The sequence below is a fragment of the Sanguibacter sp. Z41_6 genome, from assembly GCF_059621145.1.
In genome coordinates, this window is record NZ_JCAQIF010000006.1 from 57,442 (window position 1) to 80,319 (window position 22,878).

The 22,878-nt window shown below is 70.8% G+C and carries 19 protein-coding genes; 1 reads left to right on the forward strand and 18 read right to left on the reverse strand.

The features are described 5' to 3' along the window. Positions 1-81: 81 nt before the first annotated feature. From AC54T1_RS12915 to AC54T1_RS12970, 12 genes are all read right to left on the reverse strand, one after another. Positions 82-1,548 carry a glutamate synthase subunit beta gene (locus tag AC54T1_RS12915; protein WP_496912190.1) on the reverse strand — a complete coding sequence of 489 codons (1,467 nt, stop codon included), beginning with the start codon at positions 1,546-1,548 and terminating at the stop codon, positions 82-84. Beyond that, the gene (gene gltB / locus AC54T1_RS12920; RefSeq protein WP_496912191.1) at positions 1,541-6,115 is read right to left on the reverse strand and encodes a glutamate synthase large subunit; all 4,575 of its coding nucleotides are present in this window, start codon (positions 6,113-6,115) and stop codon (positions 1,541-1,543) included. Before gltB ends, AC54T1_RS12915 begins: the two co-directional genes overlap by 8 nt. Positions 6,116-6,255: 140 nt before the next feature. Further along, positions 6,256-7,164 carry a prolipoprotein diacylglyceryl transferase gene (gene lgt / locus AC54T1_RS12925; RefSeq protein WP_496912192.1) on the reverse strand — a complete coding sequence of 303 codons (909 nt, stop codon included), beginning with the start codon at positions 7,162-7,164 and terminating at the stop codon, positions 6,256-6,258. Further along, positions 7,161-7,985 carry a tryptophan synthase subunit alpha gene (trpA, locus tag AC54T1_RS12930; RefSeq protein ID WP_484344357.1) on the reverse strand — a complete coding sequence of 275 codons (825 nt, stop codon included), beginning with the start codon at positions 7,983-7,985 and terminating at the stop codon, positions 7,161-7,163. Before trpA ends, lgt begins: the two co-directional genes overlap by 4 nt. Continuing rightward, complete coding sequence (trpB, locus tag AC54T1_RS12935; RefSeq protein ID WP_496912193.1) at positions 7,982-9,226, reverse strand: tryptophan synthase subunit beta; 1,245 nt, start codon at positions 9,224-9,226, stop codon at positions 7,982-7,984. Before trpB ends, trpA begins: the two co-directional genes overlap by 4 nt. Positions 9,227-9,317: 91 nt before the next feature. Then, positions 9,318-10,130 carry an indole-3-glycerol phosphate synthase TrpC gene (trpC, locus tag AC54T1_RS12940; RefSeq protein WP_484344355.1) on the reverse strand — a complete coding sequence of 271 codons (813 nt, stop codon included), beginning with the start codon at positions 10,128-10,130 and terminating at the stop codon, positions 9,318-9,320. Between the two features lie 185 nt (positions 10,131-10,315). Further along, on the reverse strand, positions 10,316-10,585 hold the full coding sequence (locus AC54T1_RS12945; RefSeq protein ID WP_484344354.1) for an HGxxPAAW family protein: 270 nt from the start codon (positions 10,583-10,585) through the stop codon (positions 10,316-10,318). A 64-nt stretch (positions 10,586-10,649) separates the two neighbouring features. Next, the gene (locus AC54T1_RS12950) at positions 10,650-11,381 is read right to left on the reverse strand and encodes a Trp biosynthesis-associated membrane protein (RefSeq protein WP_496912194.1); all 732 of its coding nucleotides are present in this window, start codon (positions 11,379-11,381) and stop codon (positions 10,650-10,652) included. Next, positions 11,378-12,961, reverse strand: coding sequence for an anthranilate synthase component I (locus tag AC54T1_RS12955; protein WP_496912195.1), 1,584 nt, complete (start codon positions 12,959-12,961; stop codon positions 11,378-11,380). Before AC54T1_RS12955 ends, AC54T1_RS12950 begins: the two co-directional genes overlap by 4 nt. Next, positions 12,958-13,374 carry a phosphoribosyl-AMP cyclohydrolase gene (hisI, locus tag AC54T1_RS12960; RefSeq protein ID WP_484344352.1) on the reverse strand — a complete coding sequence of 139 codons (417 nt, stop codon included), beginning with the start codon at positions 13,372-13,374 and terminating at the stop codon, positions 12,958-12,960. The genes AC54T1_RS12955 and hisI overlap by 4 nt, the downstream gene beginning before the upstream one ends. 82 nt (positions 13,375-13,456) lie before the next feature. Next, positions 13,457-15,292, reverse strand: coding sequence for an ABC transporter ATP-binding protein (locus AC54T1_RS12965; protein WP_484344351.1), 1,836 nt, complete (start codon positions 15,290-15,292; stop codon positions 13,457-13,459). Next, positions 15,289-17,091: an ABC transporter ATP-binding protein gene (locus AC54T1_RS12970; RefSeq protein ID WP_496912196.1), complete on the reverse strand. Its 1,803-nt coding sequence runs from the start codon at positions 17,089-17,091 to the stop codon at positions 15,289-15,291. Before AC54T1_RS12970 ends, AC54T1_RS12965 begins: the two co-directional genes overlap by 4 nt. A 127-nt stretch (positions 17,092-17,218) precedes the next feature. Between AC54T1_RS12970 and AC54T1_RS12975 the strand changes: the two genes are divergently transcribed. Next, entirely contained in the window at positions 17,219-17,884 is a 666-nt protein-coding gene (locus AC54T1_RS12975) for a TIGR03085 family metal-binding protein (protein ID WP_496912197.1), read from the forward strand. 11 nt (positions 17,885-17,895) lie between these two features. On the opposite strand, the gene hisF is transcribed toward AC54T1_RS12975, so the two are convergent. The 6 genes from hisF to AC54T1_RS13005 all read right to left on the reverse strand — a co-directional run bounded on the left by hisF (position 17,896) and on the right by AC54T1_RS13005 (position 22,873). Beyond that, positions 17,896-18,669 carry an imidazole glycerol phosphate synthase subunit HisF gene (hisF, locus tag AC54T1_RS12980; RefSeq protein WP_484344348.1) on the reverse strand — a complete coding sequence of 258 codons (774 nt, stop codon included), beginning with the start codon at positions 18,667-18,669 and terminating at the stop codon, positions 17,896-17,898. A gap of 122 nt (positions 18,670-18,791) precedes the next feature. Beyond that, positions 18,792-19,697, reverse strand: a complete 906-nt coding sequence (locus AC54T1_RS12985; RefSeq protein ID WP_496912198.1) for an FKBP-type peptidyl-prolyl cis-trans isomerase — start codon at positions 19,695-19,697, stop codon at positions 18,792-18,794. 61 nt (positions 19,698-19,758) lie between these two features. Further along, complete coding sequence (gene pafA / locus AC54T1_RS12990) at positions 19,759-21,123, reverse strand: Pup--protein ligase (protein ID WP_496912199.1); 1,365 nt, start codon at positions 21,121-21,123, stop codon at positions 19,759-19,761. Then, on the reverse strand, positions 21,120-21,827 hold the full coding sequence (gene prcA, locus AC54T1_RS12995; protein ID WP_484344345.1) for a proteasome subunit alpha: 708 nt from the start codon (positions 21,825-21,827) through the stop codon (positions 21,120-21,122). The genes pafA and prcA overlap by 4 nt, the downstream gene beginning before the upstream one ends. Next, the gene (prcB, locus tag AC54T1_RS13000; RefSeq protein WP_496912200.1) at positions 21,824-22,675 is read right to left on the reverse strand and encodes a proteasome subunit beta; all 852 of its coding nucleotides are present in this window, start codon (positions 22,673-22,675) and stop codon (positions 21,824-21,826) included. The genes prcA and prcB overlap by 4 nt, the downstream gene beginning before the upstream one ends. 6 nt (positions 22,676-22,681) lie before the next feature. Next, positions 22,682-22,873, reverse strand: a complete 192-nt coding sequence (locus AC54T1_RS13005) for a ubiquitin-like protein Pup (RefSeq protein WP_484344343.1) — start codon at positions 22,871-22,873, stop codon at positions 22,682-22,684. Between the last annotated feature and the right edge of the window lie 5 nt (positions 22,874-22,878).

Below are 22,878 nucleotides of genomic sequence, written 5' to 3' on the forward strand. Positions count from 1 at the left end.
CAGCCTAGTTGCTCGTGTGTGTCGTGCTGTCGGGAAAATCGTGGTGCTCGTCCCGCAGCAGCGCCGCCCGGGACCGTGACGTCACGGGCGCAGGGCCACGGTGTCCGCCTTGATCGGAGCAGGGAGCTCGGTCGTCCCCTGCAGGTATGCATCTACCGTAGCGGCAGCGGCCCGCCCCTCGGCGATCGCCCAGACGATGAGCGACTGTCCGCGACCGGCATCACCCGCGACGAACACTCCGGGGAGCGGCGACGCGAAGTCGCCGTCGCGCGCGAAGAGCCCACGCGGTGTGAGCTCGATGCCGGACTGCTCGACGATGGTGTGCGTCTCCGGGCCGGTGAAACCCATGGCGATGAGGACGAGGTCGGCCGGGATGATCCGCTCGGTCCCCTCCTTCGGCACGCGGCGCCCGTCAGGCAGGTATTCGGTGGTGGCGACCTTGAGCGCGGTGACGTTCCCGTCCTCGTCGCCGAGGAACTCGACGGTCGAGGCGAGGTAGTCGCGCTCACCGCCCTCCGCGTGGGAGCTCGACACCTCGAACAGGACGGGGTCGGTGGGCCACGGCGCGGACGCCGGCCGCTCCTCCGGCGGCCGCTTGCCGATCGCCAGGGTCGTCACGGAGGCGGCGTGCTGACGCAGCGACGTCCCGATGCAGTCTGACCCGGTGTCCCCGCCACCGATGACGATGACGTGCTTGCCGGTCGCGAGGATCTGGTCCTCGACGGTCTTGCCGGCCACGACGGCGTTCGCCTGGTGCAGGAAGTCCATCGCGACGTGGATGCCGGCGAGGTCCTTGCCGGGGATCTGGAGCGCCCGCGGGACGGTCGCACCCGTGGCGAGGACGACGGCGTCGAACCGGGATCGCAGCTCGTCCCACGTGATGTCCACACCGATCTCGGTGCTCGGGCGGAAGCGTGTGCCCTCGGCCTTCATCTGCTCCAGACGACGGTCGACGTGCACCTTCTCCAGCTTGAAGTCGGGGATCCCGTACCGCAGGAGGCCACCGATCTCGTCGTCGCGCTCGTAGACGGCCACGGTGTGACCGGCCCGCGTGAGCTGCTGCGCCGCGGCCAGCCCGGCTGGTCCGGACCCGACGACCGCGACGGTCTTGCCCGTGAGGCGCTGCGGGACGACCGGCGTGACGTAGCCACGGGCGAACGCCTCGTCGATGATCGTGACCTCGATGTTCTTGATGGTCACGGGCGGCTGGTTGATCCCGAGCACGCAGCTCGACTCGCACGGCGCGGGGCACACCCGACCGGTGAACTCCGGGAAGTTGTTCGTCGCGTGCAGGCGCGCGATCGCGTCCTCCCAGTGGTCGAGCCGGGAGAGGTCGTTCCAGTCCGGGATGAGGTTGCCGAGCGGGCACCCCTGGTGGCAGAACGGGATGCCACAGTCCATGCAGCGGCTGGCCTGCACCCGGACGATCGCCGCGTTGTCGACGCGGCTGTCCCGGACCTCTTTCCAGTCCATGAGCCGGACCGGCACGGGGCGGTACGGCGGGAGCTCGCGCTCCCGCACCTTCAAGAATCCGCGTGGGTCAGCCACGGGCCACCTCCAAGATCTCCTCCCACGTCCCCGGGGCGGACAGGTCGATACCGTCCGCCTCCGCCTGGGACAGGGCTCGTCGGATACGTGCGTACTCCGCGGGCAGCACCCGGGTGAACCGGGCGAGGGCAGCGGGCAGGTCCTGGAGGAGCTGGGCGGCGACGACCGACTCGGTCTCCTCGTGGTGCCGGCGGATGAGCTGCTCGACGATCACGGCGTCCTCGGCATCCAGCGGGGTGAGCGACAGCTCACCCGTCGTGGCTGCCGCGACGTTGAGCGCCTTGTCCCGCAGGTCGAGGACGTAGGCCGTCCCGCCGGACATCCCGGCGCCGAAGTTCCGGCCCGTGCGCCCGAGCACGAGCACGGTCCCACCGGTCATGTACTCGCACCCGTGGTCCCCCACTCCCTCGACCACAAGGGTGGCGCCGGAGTTGCGGACACCGAACCGCTCGCCGACCTGACCGCTGAGGAAGATCTCCCCCGACGTCGCGCCGTAGCCGATGACGTTCCCGGCGATGACGTTGCTCGACCCCGAGAGCACCGCTGCACGGTCCGGGCGCACGATGATGCGTCCGCCGGAGAGCCCCTTGCCCACGTAGTCGTTCGCGTCGCCGAAGAGGCGGAGCGTGATCCCCCGCGGCAGGAACGCGCCGAGGGACTGACCAGCCGATCCCGTGAGGGTCACGTCGATCGTGTCGTCCGGGAGACCCTCGCCGGCGTACCGCTTGGTCACCTCGTGGCCGAGCATGGTGCCGACCGTCCGGTTGACGTTGCGCACCGGTACGGAGATCCGCACCGGCTCGCGCTGGTCCAGCGCCTCGCGCGCCAGGTCGATGAGCCGGTTGTCGAGCGCCTTGTCGAGCCCGTGGTCCTGTCTCGTGGTGTTGCGCAGGGACGAGCCGGGCACCGGCTGGGGCACATCGAGGACAGGGAGCAGGTCGAGCCCCTGCGCCTTCCAGTGATCCACCGCGCGCCGGGTGTCGAGCGCCTGCACGTGGCCGACGGCCTCCTCGATGCTCCGGAAGCCCAGGGCGGCCAGGTGCTCACGCACCTCTTCAGCGATGAACTCGAAGAAGTTCACGACGAACTCCGGCTTGCCGGTGAACCGCGCCCGGAGCTCGGGGTTCTGCGTGGCGACACCGACCGGGCACGTGTCCAGGTGGCACACGCGCATCATGATGCAGCCGGACACCACCATGGGGGCGGTCGCGAAACCGAACTCCTCGGCGCCCAGCAGGGTCGCCACGACGACGTCGCGTCCGGTCTTCATCTGTCCGTCGACCTGCACGACGATGCGGTCCCGCAGGTTGTTGAGCACGAGCGTCTGCTGGGTCTCGGCGAGGCCGATCTCCCAGGGGGTCCCCGCGTGCTTGAGCGACGTCAGCGGGCTCGCGCCGGTACCGCCGTCGTGACCGGAGATGAGCACGACGTCGGCGAACGCCTTGGACACGCCCGTGGCGACCGTGCCGACGCCGAACTCGGAGACGAGCTTGACGTGGATCCGGGCATCCGGGTTCGCGTTCTTCGCGTCGTGGATGAGCTGTGCGAGGTCCTCGATCGAGTAGATGTCGTGGTGCGGAGGGGGCGAGATGAGGCCCACGCCCGGCGTCGAGTGCCGGGTCTTCGCGATCCACGGGTACACCTTGTGGCCGGGCAGCTGGCCGCCCTCGCCGGGCTTGGCACCCTGGGCGAGCTTGATCTGGATGTCGTCCGCGAACGTGAGGTACTCGGACGTCACCCCGAACCGGCCGGATGCGATCTGCTTGACGCGGCTGCGCCGCTCCGGGTCGTGGAGCCGCTCGGAGTCCTCGCCACCCTCGCCGGTGTTCGACCGCCCACCGAGCCGGTTCATGGCGATCGCGAGGGTCTCGTGCGTCTCGGCGGAGATCGACCCGTAGGACATCGCCCCGGTGTTGAACCGCTTGACGATCTCGGAGACGGGCTCGACCTCGTCGAGGGGCACCGGCTCGCGGTCGGGCGCGAACTCGAGCAGACCTCGCAGGGTCATGAGCCGCTCGGCCTGGTCGTCCACCCGCTTCGTGTACTCACGGAAGACGTCGAACTGACGCGTACGGGTCGAGTGCTGCAACCGGAAGACGGTCTCGGGGTCGAAGAGGTGCTCCTCGCCGTCCCTGCGCCACTGGTACTCCCCGCCCGAGCTCAGGCGCTGGTGCGCCTGGAGGTTCTCGGACGCCGGGTACGCCTCGGCGTGCCGGGCGGCCACCTCGGCGGCGAGGACGTCGAGCCCGACGCCGCTCAGCCGGCTCGTCGTCCCCGAGAAGTAGTCGGCGACGAGGTCGTGGGACAAGCCGATGGCCTCGAAGACCTGGGCTCCTCGGTAGGAGGACATCGTCGAGATGCCCATCTTGCTCATGACCTTGAGGACACCCTTGCCGAGGGCCTTGATGAGGTGCGTGACGGCGGTCGCCGGGTCGACGTCGAGGAATCCGCGCTTGGCGAGGTCCTCGACGGTCTCCATGGCGAGGTACGGGTTGACCGCGGCCGCGCCGTAGCCGATGAGCAGCGCGACGTGGTGGACCTCCCGCACGTCACCCGCCTCGACGACGATGGAGACCTGGGTGCGGGTGTGCTTGCGCAGCAGGTGGTGGTGCACCGCCGAGACGAGCAGCAGCGACGGGATCGGGGCGAGCTCGTGGGTGGAGTCGCGGTCCGAGAGCACGATGAAGCTCGTGCCGGAGTCCACTGCCGTGTCCACCTGCTCGAAGATCTCGTCGAGCCGTTCCTTGAGCGCCGCACCTCCGCCGGTCACGGGGTAGAGCCCGCGGACGGTCGTCGCGGTGAAGACGCCGCCCAGCTTGGGCGCCTTGTGGATGTGGATGATCTTCGCGAGCTCGTCGTTGTCGATCACCGGGAACGCGAGCTGCACCTTCCGAGCGTGCTCGGGTGTGTCCGACAGGAGGTTCGGCTCCGGTCCGATCGCTCCGCCGATCGCGGTGACGAGCTCCTCCCGGATCGCGTCGAGCGGCGGGTTCGTCACCTGGGCGAACATCTGCGTGAAGTAGTCGAAGAGCAGGCGCGGACGGCTGGACAGCACCGCGACGGGCGTGTCGGTGCCCATGGCGCCGAGCGGCTCGGCCCCGGCGTTGGCCATCGGGGTGAGGATGATCTTGAGCTCTTCCTCCGTGTACCCGAAGGTCCGCTGCCGACGCTGCACCGACGCGGGGCTGTGCACGACGTGCTCGCGGTCCGGGAGCTCGGCGAGGAGCACCTGGTTCTCCTCGACCCACTGGGCGTAGGGGCGCTGCGCGGCGAGCTGGGACTTCACCTCGTCGTCGGAGACGATCCTGCCCTTGTCGGTGTCGACGAGGAACATCCGACCGGGCTCGAGGCGCCCCTTCTTGACGATCGTCGCCGGGTCGATGTCCAGGACACCAGCCTCGCTCGCGAGCACGACGAGCCCGTCCTCGGTGACCCAGTACCGCCCAGGCCGGAGGCCGTTGCGGTCGAGGACCGCACCGATGAGGGTGCCGTCCGTGAACGTCAGGCACGCGGGGCCGTCCCACGCCTCGATGAGGTTGGCGTGGTACTCGTAGAACGCGCGCCGCTCGGGGCTCATCTCGGTGTGGTTCTCCCACGCCTCGGGCACCATCATGAGCACCGCGTGCGGCAGCGAGCGGCCGCCGAGGTGGAGCAGCTCGAGCACCTCGTCGAACGATGCCGAGTCGCTCGCACCGTCCGAGCAGATGGGCAGCAGCGGCGTCATGTCACCGAGGAGGTCGCTGGCGAGCTTGCCCTGCCGCGCGGCCATCCAGTTGCGGTTGCCGCGGACGGTGTTGATCTCGCCGTTGTGCGCGATGAGCCGGAACGGCTGGGCGAGGGGCCACGAGGGGAACGTGTTCGTGGAGAACCGGGAGTGCACGAGCGCGATCTCGCTCGCGTACCGGGGGTCGGACAGGTCGGGGAAGAACGGCTCGAGCTGGGCTGTCGTGAGCATGCCCTTGTAGGTCAGGGTCCGCGAGGACAGGGACGCGAAGAACACGCCCACCTCCCGCTCCGCGCGCTTGCGCAGCCGGAACGTCAGCCGGTCGAGCTCGATGCCCGACACCTCGCGGGAGGGCGCAGCGACGACGAGCTGGCGGAAGGTCGGCATCGCAGCGCGTGCGCTCGGTCCGACGAGGCCCGCCGTGACAGGCACGTCGCGCCAGGCGAGGACGTCGAGCTTCTCCTCCGTGGCGATGGCGTCGACAGCGCGGGCGGCCGCGTCGGCCTCGGCGGGGTCCTGGGGGAGGAACGCCATGCCGATCGCGTAGGCACCCGACGGCGGGAGGTCGGCCGAGACCACGTCGCGGATGAACGCGTCGGGGATCTGGGTGAGGATGCCGGCGCCGTCGCCGCTGTTCTCCTCTGCGCCCACGGCACCGCGGTGGTCGAGGTTGAGCAGCGCGGTCAGCCCGGCATCGACGATGTCCCTGCCCGGTGTCCCACGAAGGGTGGCGACGAATGCCACGCCGCAGGCGTCGTGCTCGGCTCGCGGGTCGTACAGGCCCTGGGCGGATGGCGCATTGGCCTTCGCGGAGCTGGTCGCACTCTGCTGCAGCGAGGTCATATGCACCGTCCTCACGGAGAGCCCAGGCAACTTGACCCGGGCTTGACTGAATATGGGGGTTGTGGGGACGTCCTTGGCCCAAACGACACGACAGTACTCGCCTGACGACGCGTTACCGCTATCGTACAAAGTGAAGTGCGTCACACGTCCTTGGGTGGGCTCTCGCCCGCATCCGCGGTGCTCCCCGGGACATCACGCTCGGAGCCCGTGAGGACCACGGATTCTTCGCGCTCGGGGTACCGACGGCTGAGGACGAGGAAGGCCACGAGGGCCACCAGGCCCACGACGATGGACGTCCACACGTTGAGCCGCAGGCCGAGCACGAGCTCCGCGGGATCGATCCGCAACGTCTCGATCCACAGGCGCCCCGCCGAGTAGAGGAACACGTAGAGCCAGAAGACCCGACCGTGACCGAGGCGGAACCGACGGTCGACCATGACGAGGAGCGCGGCGGCGGCGAGGTTCCACAGCATCTCGTAGAGGAACGTCGGATGGAACAGCGTGCCGCTCGCGAAGCCGGCGGGAAGGTGAGCGTCGTCGATCTGCAGGCCCCACGGGAGCGTGGTGGCCCCGCCGAAGAGCTCCTGGTTGAACCAGTTGCCGAGCCGACCGATGGCTTGCGCGACGAGGAGACCGGGCGCCAACGCGTCAGCGAACCCGGCGAAGGAGACACCCTGGCGACGGCACCCGATGTAGGCGCCGACCGCGCCGAACGCGACCGCACCCCAGATCCCGAGCCCGCCCTCCCAGATGGCGAAGGCCTTGAGCGGGTCCCCGCCCTCTCCGAAGTACGCGTCCGGCGAGGACAGCACGTGGTAGATGCGTCCCCCCACGATCCCGAAGGGCACCGCCCACAGCGCCACCTCGTACACCTGGTCGGCCGTCCCGCCCCGCTCGGTGAACCGACGGGCCGTGATCCACGCCGCTGCGATGATCCCCAGGAGGATCGCGAACGCGTACGCGCGCACCGGCAGGGGCCCGAGGTGCCACACGCCCTGCGCGGGACTCGGGATCGCCGCGAGGATCGCGGCCGCGTCGTGGCCGTTCACGTCCGGGGACCGCCTGACGACACGCGGGCAGCGCCCACGCCCTCCCGCAGCCCGCGCGCGACAGCGGCCATCGCGGCCAACCGCTCCGAGAAGGCACCGGCGCCCAGGAGCGGACGGACGAGCGCGGAGCCGACGATGACGCCGTCCGCGTACCGGCCGACCTCGGCAGCCTGCTCCGGGCGCGAGACCCCCAGACCGACGCACACGCGCTCTGCGCCCGCCTCGCGGGTGCTCGCGACGAGCTGCTCGGCCTTCGCGCCGACCGTGGCACGCTCACCGGTCACGCCCATGGTCGAGGCCGCGTAGACGAACCCGCGCGACGCCGCGGCGGTCGAGGCCAACCGGGCTGGGGTCGAGCTGGGCGCGACGAGGAACACCTTGTCGAGCCCGTGGTCGTCCGCAGCAGCGATCCACTCCCCCGCCTCGTCGGGGATGAGATCCGGAGTGATGAGCCCGGCGCCGCCCGCTGCTGCGAGGTCGCGGGCGAAGGCCTGCACGCCGTAGCGGAGGACCGGGTTGAAGTAGGTCATGGCGAGGACCGGTGCTCCGAGGGCAGCGACCGCCTCGACGACGGTGAACACGTCACGGACCCGCACACCACCCGCGAGAGCCACGTCCACGGCCTGCTGGATGGTCGCACCGTCCATGACCGGGTCGCTGTACGGGATGCCCAGCTCGAGGATGTCGACCCCGGAGGCGATGAGCTCGCGCGCGGCGGTGATCGACTGCTCGAGGTCGGGGAACCCGACCGGGAGGTAGCCGATGAGCGCCGGGCGCCCCTCCGCCTTCAGCTCGTCGATCCGTCGCGCTGTGGCGCTCATACCTCTGTGCCTTCCGTGAGGTCTGCGTCCGCGTCCACGAGGTCGAACCAACGCGCGGCGGTCGCGACGTCCTTGTCCCCCCGGCCGGAGAGGTTGACGAGGATGAGCTCGTCCGTCCGGCCTGCTGCCTGCGCCTCGAGGCCGAGGCGGATGGCGCCGGCCAGGGCGTGCGAGGACTCGATCGCGGGAATGATCCCCTCGGTCCGCGACAGCAGACGCATCGCGTCCATGGCCTCCGCGTCCGTCACGGGGCGGTACTCCGCCCGACCGATGCTGGCGAGGAACGAGTGCTGGGGACCCACCCCCGGGTAGTCGAGGCCTGCGGAGATCGAGTGGCTCTCGCTCGTCTGGCCGTCCTCGTCCTGGAGCAGGAAGGACCGCGCCCCGTGCAGCACCCCGGGGGCCCCGCCGGTGATGCTCGACGCGTGGCGTCCCGTCTCGACGCCGTCGCCGCCGGCCTCAAGACCGACGAGACGCACGCCGGCGTCGTCGAGGAACGCGTCGAAGATGCCGATCGCGTTGGATCCGCCGCCCACGCACGCCGCCACGACGTCCGGCAGCCGCCCGGTGAGGTCGAGGACCTGCTGACGGGCCTCGACGCCGATGATCCGCTGGAAGTCACGGACCATCGCGGGGAACGGGTGCGGGCCCGCGGCGGTGCCGAAGACGTAGTTCGTCGTCTCGACGTTCGTGACCCAGTCCCGCAACGCCTCGTTGATGGCGTCCTTGAGCGTCCGCGACCCGGCCGTCACCGGGACGACCTCGGCTCCGAGCAGGCGCATCCGCGCGACGTTGAGGGCCTGACGTTCGGTGTCCTCCTCGCCCATGTACACGACGCACTCGAGGTCGAACAACGCGGCCGCCGTCGCCGTGGCGACACCGTGCTGCCCGGCGCCGGTCTCCGCGATGACGCGCTTCTTGCCGATCCGCTTCGTCAGGAGCGCCTGGCCCAGGACATTGTTGATCTTGTGCGATCCGGTGTGGTTGAGGTCTTCGCGCTTGAGGATGACCCGGGCACCGCCGGCATGCCGCGCGAAGCGGGGCACCTCGGTGATGATGCTCGGACGGCCGCTGTACGTGCGGTGGAGGTCAGCGAGCTGCTGACCGAAGACGGGGTCCTCGACCGCTGCCCGGTAGGCGACGTCGAGCTCGTCCAGGGCGGCGATGAGCGCCTCGGGGACGTACCGTCCCCCGAACTCGCCGAAGTACGGGCCTTGCTGGTTCTGCAGCGATGCGGTCACGGTAGTGCTCCTCGGTACTGACGTCTGCGGTCGCGGCGGCAGCCCGGGGCCGGGGCCCGTCGTACCTCGCGATGAACGAGCGGTCGTGCGGTCAGTGCCGTACGGCGCGAAGGGAGGGGTGCGAGCCCGCGGCAACGAGGTCGGCGACCGCGGACCGGGGTGACTCACCCGTGACGAGGGACTCGCCCACGAGGACCGCGTGGGCACCCGAGCGGGCGTAGTCCATGACGTCGTGGGGGCCACGGACACCGGACTCGGCGATCCGAACGATGCCCTCGGGCACGGCAGGGGCGAGAGTCGCGAACGTCGTGCGGTCCACCTCGAGCGTCTTGAGGTTGCGGGCGTTGACGCCCACCACCCGGGCGCCGGCGTCGACGGCCCGGCTGACCTCCTCGAGTGTGTGCACCTCGACGAGTGCGGTCATGCCCAACGAGTGCACCCGGTCGAGCAGGGACACGAGGACGGTCTGCTCGAGGGCCGCGACGATGAGCAGGACGAGGTCCGCACCATAGGCCCGCGCCTCCCAGACCTGGTACGGGGACACGACGAAGTCCTTGCGCAGGACGGGGATGTCCACCGCGGCGCGGACAGCCTGGAGGTCGGCCAGGCTGCCACCGAACCGGCGCTGCTCGGTGAGGACAGAGATGACCGACGCGCCACCCTTCTCGTACTCCCGTGCGAGCGCGGCCGGGTCTTCGATGGACGCCAGCGCGCCCTTGCTCGGGCTCGAGCGCTTGACCTCGGCGATGACGCCGACCGCGTCCTCGGCGCTCAGACGGGTGATGCACTCGAGAGCGCCGGTCTGGCGTTGCGCCCTCTCCTTGAGCACCGAGAGAGGTGTCGCCGCCTCGCGCTCCGCGAGGTCCTCCCGAACTCCCGCGATGATGTCATCGAGTACCGTCATGACGCCTCTTCTCCCCCGCCAGCAACCTGCCACCCACGTTCTCGAAGACGCTCCCCGAGATCTGCGTCGCGCCACCGCCCCCGGCGGCCCGACCTACGGGCCATGGTAGGTCGACTCGACCTGTGCCCCTCACCGCGTCACGCACCGTGAGACGCGTCACGACGGCACGGGCTCGGACGGTGGTGCTAGCGCTCGTTCGGGTCGTCGGTGCCGATCCGCTTCTGACCGTAGCCCGCGACAGAGAGCAGCTTGCCGCCGACGAGCCCGACGACGACGATCGCCGCGCCCACGAGGACCAGCCAGACGAGAGCGAAGCACATGGCCACACCAGCGACGACGGAGCCGAGCACGACCGTCCCGGTCGTGAACCACGCCGCAGTGGTGTGCCCGTGGTTCGTGGGCGGCGTGGACGGAGGGAGGTAGGAGACCTCGGTGCGTGCGGAGCTGTCAGCCATCGGTGGTGCCTTTCATCAAAGAGTCGTCCCAGGGTATCGAACCGGCGCAGGTGCGCAGCGCCAGTCAGGTCGGGTCGTCGCCCCGGCTCAGCGCGTCCCAGGCCTCGCGCTCGTCGATCGGCCCGTCCTGCGCGCCCCGCGCACTCTCCCCAGGACGCGGGGCGACGGTCCCCGGCGCAGCCGCCCCGGACGCCCCCGCCTGGGCTGCGGGAGCGTCGTAGCGCTGCGCGCGGCGGGACCAGTCCACGCGCGAGAGCAGGGCTCCGAGCACGACGAGGAGGATCGCCGCACCGAGTGCCGCGGCCACGTACGGCGCGGCCGTGACCTCGACCCCGGAGGTCGACTCGCTCGTTCCTGTGACCTCTGCCACGGCGGAGCGCGCCGCCTCGTCCGGGGACACGATGATGTCGATGCCTGCCAGCGTCACCACGAGCCCGCCGAGCGCGACCACGCCCAGGACGAGCCATCGACCGATGCGCCCGACGAGCCCGAGGGCGAGGGCCGCCGCGACGACGACGAGCGCCGCTGCGCTCGCACCGGGGGCGGCGGTGGTCCCCGAGACGGCGACGTCGACCTCCGGTGCCAGGGCGGTCGCGCCGGTCGCGCGCACCCACGTCGGCGTCGCAGCGACGAGCGTCGCCACGCCGAGCACGACGAGGGCGAGCACCACGTCGCGTCGCCGCCGGCCCGCTCGGGCCACACCCTGGTCCACCGGCTGGGTCTTCTCCGGGTCCCCCGGCTGGGTCTTCTCCGGGTCCCCCGGCTGGGGCGTCCTGGGTCTCTCGCGCTGAGTCATCCTCGCGTCCGGAGCCGGCTCGCGATCTGCACGGCCCGCACGGCGGCCGCAGCCTTGTTGCGCGACTCCTCGTACTCGAGCGCCGGGACGGAGTCGGCGACGATCCCGCCCCCGGCCTGCACGCTGGCCCGCTGACCGCGGATGAGGGCCGTGCGGATCGCGATCGCCATGTCCATCGTCCCGTCGAAGCCGAAGTACCCGACCGTCCCACCGTAGATCCCGCGCGAGGCGGGCTCGAGCTCGTCGATGAGAGCGATCGCGCGGGGCTTCGGCGCTCCGGACAACGTGCCGGCGGGGAACGTCGCCCGGAGCACGTCCAGAGCCGTCGCGCCGTCGCGCAGCGCCCCGACGACCGTCGAGCAGATGTGCATGATGTGGCTGTAGCGCTTGATCGCCATGAACTCCACGACCTCGACGCTCGTCGGCTCGCACACCTTGACGAGGTCGTTGCGCGAGAGGTCGACGAGCATGATGTGCTCGGCCACCTCCTTGGGGTCGGCGAGGAGCTCGACCCCGAGCTGCACGTCGGTCTCGGGCGTGGTGCCGCGTGGCCGCGACCCCGCGATGGGGAACGTCACGACTCGTCCGTCGACGACCTTCGCCAGCGTCTCCGGGCTGGACCCGACGACGGCGAAGTCCCGACCCCGCGCGTCGACGAGCTGGAAGTAGTACATGTACGGGCTGGGGTTGATCGTCCGCAGCACGCGGTACACGTCGAGCGGCGACGCCGTGCACTCGAGGTCGAGGCGCTGGGAGATGACGACCTGGAACACCTCGCCCTCGCGGATCGCCTCCTTGCCCGCGAGGACCGCGCTCTCGAACTCGGCGCGGGTCGAGCGGAACTCGAGCTCCGGCTCGTCGGCCTCGACGAGGGCACGCTGCACCGCGCCGGACCCGGCGCCCGCAGCCGCTGCGAGACGCCGCTCCATGTCGTCCAGCCGCGCACGGGCGTCGGCGTACGCCTCGTCGACGCGCTCGTCGGAGTCGTCGAAGTTGATCGCGTTCGCGATGAGCCACACGCTGCCGTCGACGTGGTCGACGACCGCGAGGTCGCTCGCGAGGCACAGCGTCAGCTCGGGGACGTCGAGCTCGTCGGGCGCGTTCGCGGGCAGGGTCGGCTCCCAGCGGCGCACGACGTCCCAGCCGAGGGCACCCACGAGACCTCCGGTCAGCGGAGGCAGGCCGGGGATCGCGTCGGTGTGCAGCGCACGGAGGGTCGCGTCCAGCACGTCCAACGGTGCGCCGGCTGTCGGGATCCCGGCCGGAACCTCTCCGCTCCAGACGGCGTCGTCCCCCTCGACGGAGAGCGTCGCACGCGAGTGGACACCCACGAACGAGTACCGCGACCATCCGCCGTCGATCTCGGCGGACTCCATGATGAACGTGCCCGGTCGGCCGCCCGCCAGTGCCCGGTAGAGCGCCACAGGGGTCATGTCGTCGGCGAGCAGCCGACGGACGACGGGCACGACGCGCCGATCGGCCGCGAGGTCCCGGAAGCCTTCCAGCGACGGCCACGTGCGGCCCCAGGCGAGGTCCGCTGCACTCGGTGCGGGCGTCGGTCGGGTCAGGCTCGTGGTCACGCCGATGGCTCCTTCTCCTGCTCGGTCTGCGGTCCGGTGACGACGGCGGGCAGCTCGCCGCCCTCGATGAAGCATGTCCGGGCGCCCGTGTGGCACGCCGCGCCCACCTGGTCGACCTCGACGAGCAGCGCGTCGCCGTCGCAGTCGAGGGACACGCGGCGGACCCACTGCACGTGACCGGACGTGTCGCCCTTGCGCCAGTACTCCTGCCGGGAGCGGGAGTAGAAGGTCACGCGTCCGGAGCGGAGGGTACGCGCGAGCGCCTCGTCGTCCATCCACCCCAGCATGAGCACCTCGCGGGTGTCGTGCTGCTGCACGACGGCCGCGACGAGGCCGGCCGCGTCGCGCTTGAGGCGCGCCGCCACGGCGGGGTCGAGGGAGCTCTCGGGAACGGTGGGCGATGACGTCAGCACCGGTGAATCCTCCCACGTCCGTTCGGCGGGGTCACGCCCGCGCGCGGCCACCCGGGCCGGGCCCGGGACCGCCGACGGCCTGTCAGCGGACCTGGACCACCCATGCCGAGTGCATCCTCGAGTACGTGCCGCCTGCGTGGACGAGCTCGGCGTGCGAGCCGACCTCGACGACCCGTCCGGCGTCGACGACGACCACGAGGTCGGCCGCCTCGGCCGTCGAGAGTCGGTGCGCGATGGTGATGGTGCTGCGTCCCTGGGTCAGCGAGTCCAGTGCGCGTGCGATGCGCACCTCCGCAGCGGGGTCGACGGCAGACGTGGCCTCGTCGAGGACGAGCAGGTCCGCCCCGGCGAGGTAGGCCCGAGCGATCGCGACGAGCTGCCGCTCCCCGGCCGACAGCGACTCCCCACGCTGACCGACAGGCGTGTCGAGCCCGTCGGACAGATCCGCGACCCAGTCCTCGAGCCCGAGGTCCCGCAGCGCACGCGACAGCATCTCGGCCAGGTGCGGACCGGTGGCGCCGTCCTCGGCGCCCGGGGCTCCGCCGACGATCTCCGGCCGGTACCCGTACGCGATGTTCTCCCCGAGGGTGCCGTCGAACAGGAAGCCCTCCTGCGGCACCATGACGACACGGGCACGCAGGCTGCGTGCCGACAGCTCCCGCAGGTCGGTGCCGTCGAGCAGCACGCGCCCACGGGTGGGATCCATGAGACGGGTCGCGAGCTTCGCGATGGTCGTCTTGCCGGAGCCTGTGGCACCGACGACCGCGACGCGGGTGCGTGCGGGCAGGTGGAGGGTGACGTCGTGGAGGATCTCCGGGCCGCCCGGGTACGCGAACGACACGCCCTCGAGGTCGACGCGAGCGGGGCCGCGCGGGCTGTGCACCCCGTCCTCGCCCGGGTCGGTGACCGTGACGGGCGCCTGGATGACGGCGAGCACCCGGCGCCACCCCGCGACCGCGTTCTGCAGCTCGTTGAGGATCTCGGTGGCCATCTGCACGGGTCCCGTGAAGAGCTGGACGAGGAAGAGAAAGGCCAGCAGCTGACCGATCGTCAGGCCACCACCCACGCCGACGTAGGAGCCGACGACGACGACAGCGGACAGCACGAGGTTCGCGACGAGCACTCCGCCGGAGAACACGACGCTCACGAGCTTCTGAGCACGCACCGCAGCCTTGCGGTTCTCCTCGATCGCTGTGTCGATCCGTCGACCGGTGCGTGCGCTCACGCCGTACGCGCGCAGCGTCTCGGCGCCGACGACGGCCTCGGAGACCGCTCCGAGCATCGCGCCGACCTTCGCCCGGACCGCCGTGTAGGCGGCGCTCACCCGCTTCTGCGCGGGGCGCAGCACGAAGAACAGGGGAAGGAAGCACAGCCAGACGACGAGGGTGAGTTGCCACGAGTACACGGTCATGAGGACGGTCGCCGCGAGGAGCTGGAAGATCGAGACGAGGAGCATGATCCCGCCCCACTGGACGAACATCGAGATCGTGTCGACGTCCGACGTCACGCGGGACACGAGGGATCCCCGGCGTTCGGTGCTCTGCGTGAGGACCGAGAGGTCGTGGACGTGCCGGAACGCGCGCACGCGCAGCGCGGCGAGCCCGCGCTCCGTGCTGCGGAACAGCCGGACGTTCACGAGTGTCGAGCACGCAGCGGCGAGCACGAGCACGCCGGCAGCCAGGCACACGAGGAGCACGACCCGGTCGGCGTCGACGCCGCCTTCTGCCCGGATCCCGGTGTCGACCGTCTGCTGCACGGTGAGCGGCACGACGATCCGGCCCGCCGCCGCGACCATCGCGAGCAGCAGGGTGACCCGGATGCCCTCGACGATCTGCGGGGAGATGGCCAGGCCCTGGCGCAGGGTGCTCCAGACGCCCGAGGTCGTCGCGGACGCGATCGAGCCGTGTGAATCGGTCATCGTCCGACCTCCTCGTCGGTGGGTTCCTCGTCCGTGAGCTCCTCGCGGCGTGCCGCTTCGCGCTGGTAGGCGAGCGCGAGGTCTCGGTAGCCCTCGTCACGAACGAGCAGCTCCTCGTGCGATCCGCTGTCCACGATGCGCCCGCCCTCGATGTGCACGACGAGGTCCGCGAGCGCGACGCTCGACATGCGGTAGGCGACCATGACGACGGTCGCCCCGGTGCGCTCGCGCAGCCCGGCGAGGATCGCCTGCTCCACCTCGGGGTCGACGGCGGACGTGGCGTCGTCGAGGACGAGCAGGCGCGGCTGCCGGACGAGCGCGCGGGCGATCGCGATGCGTTGCCGCTGCCCGCCCGAGAGGTTCGCGCCACGCTCGCCCAGTGGCGACGACAGGCCGAGCGGGAGGTTGCGCACGACGCCGTCCATCCGCGCGAGCGCGAGGGCGTCCCACACCTCCTCGTCGCCGGGGCCGTCCTCGGCGTCGTCGTCCATGAGCGTGATGTTCGAACGGATCGAGTCTTCGAAGATGAAGGTCGTCTGCGCCACGAGCGCGACGGCGGACGTGAGGCTCGCCGGGGTGAGGGTGCGCACGTCGATCCCGTCGAGGAGGACGCGTCCGCTCGTCGGGTCCGAGAGCCTGCTGAGCAGGGACACGAGCGTCGTCTTCCCCGCACCGGTCGCGCCGACGACGGCGACCGTCTGGCCCGGGCGGACGTCGATGCTCACGTCGCGCAGCAGGTGCGCCACGCCGGTCGGGAGCGGGACCGCCACACCCACCTCGTCGAAGGCGACGGCGATCCCGTGCTCGCCCGCACCACCGGGCGCGGGCAGAGGGGTCGTACCGGGCACGAGCATGCCGGGCGCGTCGAGCACGCGGGAGATGCGGTCGTACCCGACGAGGCCACGGGGAAGCTCTCCGAGCACCCAGCCGAATGCACGGACCGGGACGGCCATCATCGTCAGGAGGTACGCGGCAGAGACGACCTGGCCCGTCTCGACGAGGCCGGCCCGCACCCGGAAGGTGCCGACGAGCAGCACGAGGAGGGTGCCCAGGGAGGGCAGGACCTCGATGACCGGGTCGAAGAACGCGCGGATGGTCCCGACGCGGATGCTCGCGTCCTTGAGCGCGTCGGTCTTCTCGGTGAAGCGCTCCTCCTCCCGGTCCTCGGTGCCGAGGGACTTCACGAGCAGCGCACCTTCGAAACTTTCGTGCGCGACGTCGGCGACCTCCGCCCGCAGCTGCTGGGCGTGCGTGATCGCCGGCGACATGAACCGTTGGAAGACGAGGTTCGCCAGGACGGCGAGGGGCAGGATGCTCAACGCCGCCACCGCGAGCCAGACGTCGAGCTGGAGGAGCGCCACGGCGGCGACGCCGATCATCACGCACACCCCGAGGGCGAACGGCAGCGGGTTGAACACGCCGGTCGCGGCCTCGACGTCGGAGCTCACGTTGGACAGCAGCTGGCCGGCCGGGTGCGCCCGGTGCCACGTCATCGGCAGCTCGAGGTACCGGTGGGTGACCGCGCGCCGGTGTCGCGCCTGCAGGTTCGAGATGCCGATCCCCGCGAGGATCCGCCGGGTCGCGACGCTCACAGCGAGCGACACGGCGACCGCCGCGAGCGCGAGGCCCCCCACCCATGCGTCCACTGCGGGCCGGGACCCCTCGAGCACGGGCACGACGACGTCGTCGGTCACCCGTCCGAGCACCTGGCTCACCGCGACGGTGAGCGCCCCGAAGGCGGCGGAGGCGACGATCGCCCAGACATAGATGCGCCACTCGGCTCTGATGCCACGAGCCATGAGCCCGACGGAGCGTTGTGCACGGGACCCTCGAAGGGCGTGCGAATTCACGATACTTTCGGTCCTTCCAGGGGGATCACAGCATCGTCTCACGGCAAAGGTCGCCAGGCCGTGCCACGATGAAGGAATGGAAAATTCCACCCGCTCGAACACCGTGCCGCAGCACCACCAGGAGCGCCTCGCGCTCGCCGACGCGCTCCTCGCCGCCGGTCCCGGCGCGCCGACCTTGTGCGAGGGGTGGTCCACCGAGCACCTCGCTGCCCACCTGTACCTGCGTGAGGCGCGTCCCTGGGCGCTCACTCCGCGTGCGATCGACGACCTCGCCACGGACTCGGCCGATCCGGCAGCCTTCACCGATCTCGTGCGCCGCGTGGCCCGCCGCCCGCACAGGTTCTCGCCCCGGAGCTGGGCGGGCGACCTCATGAACGGCGTGGAGTTCTACGTCCACCGACAGGACGTCGTCCGCGCGGGCGCCGACGTCACCGATGAGACCACCGCGCCCGAGGTCGAGGAGCTGCTCTGGAACCAGCTCAGGCGCGCTGCGCCGTTGCTCTACCGCAAGGCCGGCGTCGGCGTGATCCTCGCGGCCGACACCGGCCCGCGGACCGTCGCACGCAGGCCACGTGACGGGCACGGGAGCGTCGTCCTGCGCGGCAGCGTCGCGGATCTCCTCCTGCACGCGTTCGGGCGTGGCGCCGCCACCCGGGTCCGCCGCGAGGGCTCGGAGCCCGACGTCGCGACGATGGACGCCGCGTTCCCGCCCCCGAGCTCCCCCCCTGCGTCGGACAGCTGACCGCGGTCTGCTCAGCGACGGACCTCAACACCCGCGTCGCCCATCGCGTCCTTCACCTGACCGATCGTCAGGCGTCCGAAGTGAAAGACGCTCGCCGCGAGCACCGCGTCGGCGCCAGCACGCGCGGCAGCGACGAAGTCCTCAGGCGCCGCCGCACCACCGCTGGCGATGAGCGGGACCGACACGACACTGCGGATGGCCGAGAACATCTCGAGGTCGTAACCGTCGTACGTCCCGTCGGCGTCCATCGAGTTGAGCAGGATCTCGCCGGCGCCCAGCTCTGCGGCCCGCACAGCCCATTCGCGTGCATCGATGCCTGTCCCCCGGCGTCCGCCGTGGGTCGTCACCTCGTAGCCGGAGTCCGTGCGGGTGTCACCCGTGACCCGCCGGGCGTCCACCGAGAGCACGAGCACCTGGCTGCCGAACCGGTCGGCGATCTCGGACAGCAGCTCGGGCCGGGCGATGGCCGCCGTGTTCACGCCGACCTTGTCGGCGCCCGCACGCAGCAGGCGGTCGACGTCGTCCGCGCTGCGCACGCCGCCCCCGACGGTCAGGGGGATGAACACCTGTTCCGCGGTGCGCCGGACGACGTCGTACGTCGTGGCTCGGTTCCCTGAGGACGCCGAGACGTCGAGGAACGTCAGCTCGTCGGCGCCCTGCGCGTCGTAGCGCGCCGCGAGCTCGACCGGGTCGCCGGCGTCCCGCAGGTTCTCGAAGTTGACGCCCTTGACGACACGTCCGGCGTCGACATCGAGGCACGGGACCACTCGGACCGAGACAGACATGAGCTCCTGCTTCCTGAGGGCGACCGCCACTCCTGCTTACCGCCGGAACCGTACCCGCCGGGGCGCGCCCGGTGCCAGCCGATACCAGGGCCGGCCGGCGTGCCGTCCGGAGGCCGGCCGGGTCAGGCGGGTGGAGCCGCGGACACCGCGAGGATGTCGACGACATAGACGAGCGTCTCTGCCGCGAGGTCGTTGCCGCTCGGGCCGAATCCGAGGTCCGGCGGCACCACCACCATGACCTGGCTACCCACGGGGAGGTCGACGAGGCCTTCGTCGAGCCCTTCGATGAGCGTGTCCGTGCCGAGCGTCACCGTGCGCGGCAGCAGGTCCGCACCCCAGGAGGTGTCGAAGAGCTCACCCGTGGACCACTTGTACGCGACGTACTGGATGACGACCTGCCGCCCCGCGGTCACCTGGTCGCCAGCACCGCGGACGGTCTGCCGCACGACGGGGGTCGCGGGCGGTGCCGTCTCTGCGGGGATCGTCACCTGCGGTTCCCCGCTCTCGTCACGGGTCACCGTCGGGAGGCCGGCCTCGGGGTCGGCAGAGGTGCCCACCGCGTGGGTGGGCATGATGTCGATGCTCATGACGAGCGGCACTCCGTCCGCCTCGACGACATGAAGGATCCGGGACCCGACCGTCTGCCCCATGAGGGTCGAGTGGAGGTCTGGACCGATGGCGTCCGCCGTCAGCAGGTAGGGACGAGGGACCGTCGCGAAGTCGTCCCGGACGACAGTGCCGTCCGCGCCGTTCTCGGAGTAGATGTAGAGCAGCACCGGCTCGCCCTCGACGAGCTCGGCTCCGTCTCCCTCCCATACGACCTTGGTCAGGGGGTCATCGACGTCCACCGGGGGCGTGTAGACGAGATCTGGGGCCGAGCCGCCCGTCCCCGTGATCTCGACGAGCGGTCCAGGGTCCTCGGTCGGGGTGGGGCCGTCCTCGGCGTCGGGGGCGCACGCGACGAGACCGACGACGCAGAAGGCAGCACACAGGGACAGAGCTCGGGTTCGAAGGGTCCGCAGGGGCATAGCCCGATATTTTAGGTGAGCAGCCTGAGAGTCCCGGCCAGGTTCGTCGGTGGGGCGATGCTCACATGCTCTCGATGAGGCGATCGACACGCTCGTCGACATTCTGGAAGGGGTCCTTGCACAGCACGGTCCGCTGAGCCTGGTCGTTGAGCTTGAGGTGCACCCAGTCGACCGTGTAGTCCCTGCGCGCCTCTTGCGCTCTGCGGACGAAGTCGCCCCGCAGCTTTGCCCGGGTCGTGGGAGGCGGGACAGCGGTGGACTCGAGGACCTCGATGTCGCTCGCGACCCGCTTGACGAGACCGCGCGCCGCGAGCAGGTTGTACAGCCCCTCGGTGCGCGAGATGTCGTGGTACGCCAGATCGAGCCGAGCGATCCTCGGGTCGCCGAGGTCGATCGAGTGCTTCTCCTGGTAGCGCCGGATCAGCCGGAGCTTGATCACCCAGTCCAGCTCACGGTCCACGTCAGTGAGGTCCCCGGACTCGAGAGCGACGAGACCGCGGTGCCACAGGTCGAAGACCCGCGCGTCCATGGCGGACATCTCCTCGCCGCCCTCCACGAGGTCTCGTACGCGTGTGAGGTACTCCTGCTGGAGATCGATCGCGGTGATCGTCCGCCCGGTCGCCAGGACCACGGGCGCCTTGCCGGTCATGTCGTGACTGATCTCACGGATGGCCCGGATGGGGTTCTCGAGGGCCAGGTCCCGCATCGGCAGACCGGCCTCGACGAGCCGGAGCACCATGTCGGTCGACCCCATCTTGAGCATCGTCGTCGGCTCCGCCATCGAGGAGTCACCCACGATGACGTGCAGCCGCCGGTACTTCTCCGCGTCGGCGTGCGGCTCGTCGCGCGTGTTGATGATCGGGCGGGAGCGCGTCGTCGCGCTCGAGACCGCCTCCCAGATGTGGTCGGCCCGCTGCGACAAGCAGTACGTCGCTCCCTTGGGCGTCTGCTGGACGCGTCCGGCGCCGGTGAGCACCTGCCGGGTGATGAGGAACGGGACCAGGACGTCAGCCAGCCGGGTGAAGTCTCCCTGGCGTCGCACGAGATAGTTCTCGTGGCAGCCGTACGAGTTGCCCGCCGAGTCTGTGTTGTTCTTGAACAGGTGGATCCGCCCGGGGATCCCTTCGAGCTCGAGCCGCTGCTGGGCGTCCGCGACGAGTCCCTCGAGGATCCGTTCGCCACCACGGTCGTACGCGACGAGCTGACGTATGTCGTCGCACTCGGCCGTGGCGTACTCGGGGTGCGAGCCGACGTCGAGATAGAGCCGGGACCCGTTGCGCAGGAAGACGTTGGAGGAGCGCCCCCACGCCACGACCTTGCGGAACAGGTACCGGGCCACCTCGTCCGCAGAGAGGCTGGGGCCGTCGGCGTTCGCGCACGTCACCCCGAACTCGGTCTCCAGCCCGAAGATCCGGCGGGTGCTCACGCCCCCTCCAGGAGCTCGTCGAGCGTCGAGCCGGTGATGCGGCGGAACGCACGCCGCGGCCGGTCACGATCGAGCACCGCGACCTCGAGCCCGCTTGCCGGGATCACGGGCTCCGGTGCCTCGCCGGAGCCCTGAGCGGGAGTGGCCAGCACCCTGCGGACGAGGGCGAGCACCTCGGCCAGGCCGAGCCCGGGCCGCCACTCCTCGGCGAGCACGTCCCGCAGCTGCTCGGACCGCCCGCCCATGACGACGAAGCCGTGCTCGTCGGCGACCGACCCGTCGTAGGAGAGGCGGTAGATCTGGTCGTCCGCCGGGGTCTGCCCGACCTCTGCCACGACGAGCTCGACCTCGAGCGGCTTCGACTCCGTCGTGAACACCGTCCCGAGGGTCTGCGCGTAGGCGTTCGCGAGGCCACGTGCGTTGACGTCCGTACGGTCGTAGGAGTACCCCCGCATGTCGGCGTACCGGACACCGGCGACCCGCAGGTTCTCGAACTCGTTGTACTTCCCCACGGCGGCGAACGCGATCTTGTCGTAGATCTCCGAGATCTTGTGCAGGGCGCGTGACGGGTTCTCCGTCGCGAACGCGATGCCCGCGTCATAGGCGGCCACGACGACCGAGCGACCGCGGGCGATCCCCTTGCGCGCGTAGTCGGCCCGGTCCTTCATGAGCTGCTCGGGCGAGACGTAGAACGGCATGCTCATCGCTGGTCCCCCGCCCCGCGCTCGCGCGCGTCCCGTACCTGTTGTTCCGCTGCGGCACGCGCGCGCAGGGTGTCTCCCGCGATCTCGCCGAGCTCTGCGTCCGGTACCCGCGCGTAGCCCTGGGCCGTGACGGTGGCCACGACGGGCCAGATCTGTCGGAGGACATCAGGCCCGGCAGTCGCCGAGTCGTCGTCAGCGGCGTCGAAGAGCGACTCGACCGCCACCCGCACCGCGCCCGATGCGTCCAGGCCGGGCCGCCACAGCTTCTTCAGGGAGCCGCGAGCGAAGACCGATCCCGAGCCGACGCTGTGATGATGACGTTCCTCGTACCGGCCGCCGGTCACGTCGTAGGAGAAGATCCGGCCGTACCCGCGGTCCACGTCGAAGCCGACGAACAGGGGGATGACGGCGAGCCCCTGCATGGCGAGGCCGAGGTTGCTCCGGATCATCGTCGAGAGCCGGTTCGCCTTGCCGTCGAGGGACAGCAGCGCTCGCTCGATCTTCTCGTAGTGCTCGAGCTCGAGCTGGAAGAGGCGCACGAGCTCAAGAGCGATGCCAGCGGACCCCGCGATGCCGAGTGCCGAGAACTCGTCCGCCGGGAACACCTTCTCGATCTCGCGGTGCGCGATCGCGGAGCCCATCGTCGCTCGACGGTCCCCCGCAAGGACGACGCCACCGTCGAACGTCACCGCGACGATCGTCGTGCCGTGGGGGTTCTGCGGCACGTCCCCGGCAGGCAGCGGAAGCGGGACGAGTCGTGGGGCATGAGAGGACACGAGGTCGATGAACGACGCAGAGCCCTGGGCCAGGAACGCACCCGGCAGCCCGCCCGCGGAGTCGAGCTCCATGAGCGTCTACTGCCCGCCCTTCTGGACGAAGCCGCGGACGAAGGACTCCGCGTTGGACTCGAGCACCTCGTCGATCTCCTCGAGCAGCGCATCAACCTCGGTGTCCCGGGCCTGGGGGGCTGCGGCGACGGGAGCCGGTTCCGGCTCGTCGGACGGGCGGTCCTGGGCGCCGTGCTGCTGGTGTTCCTGGCCGGCCATGGTGC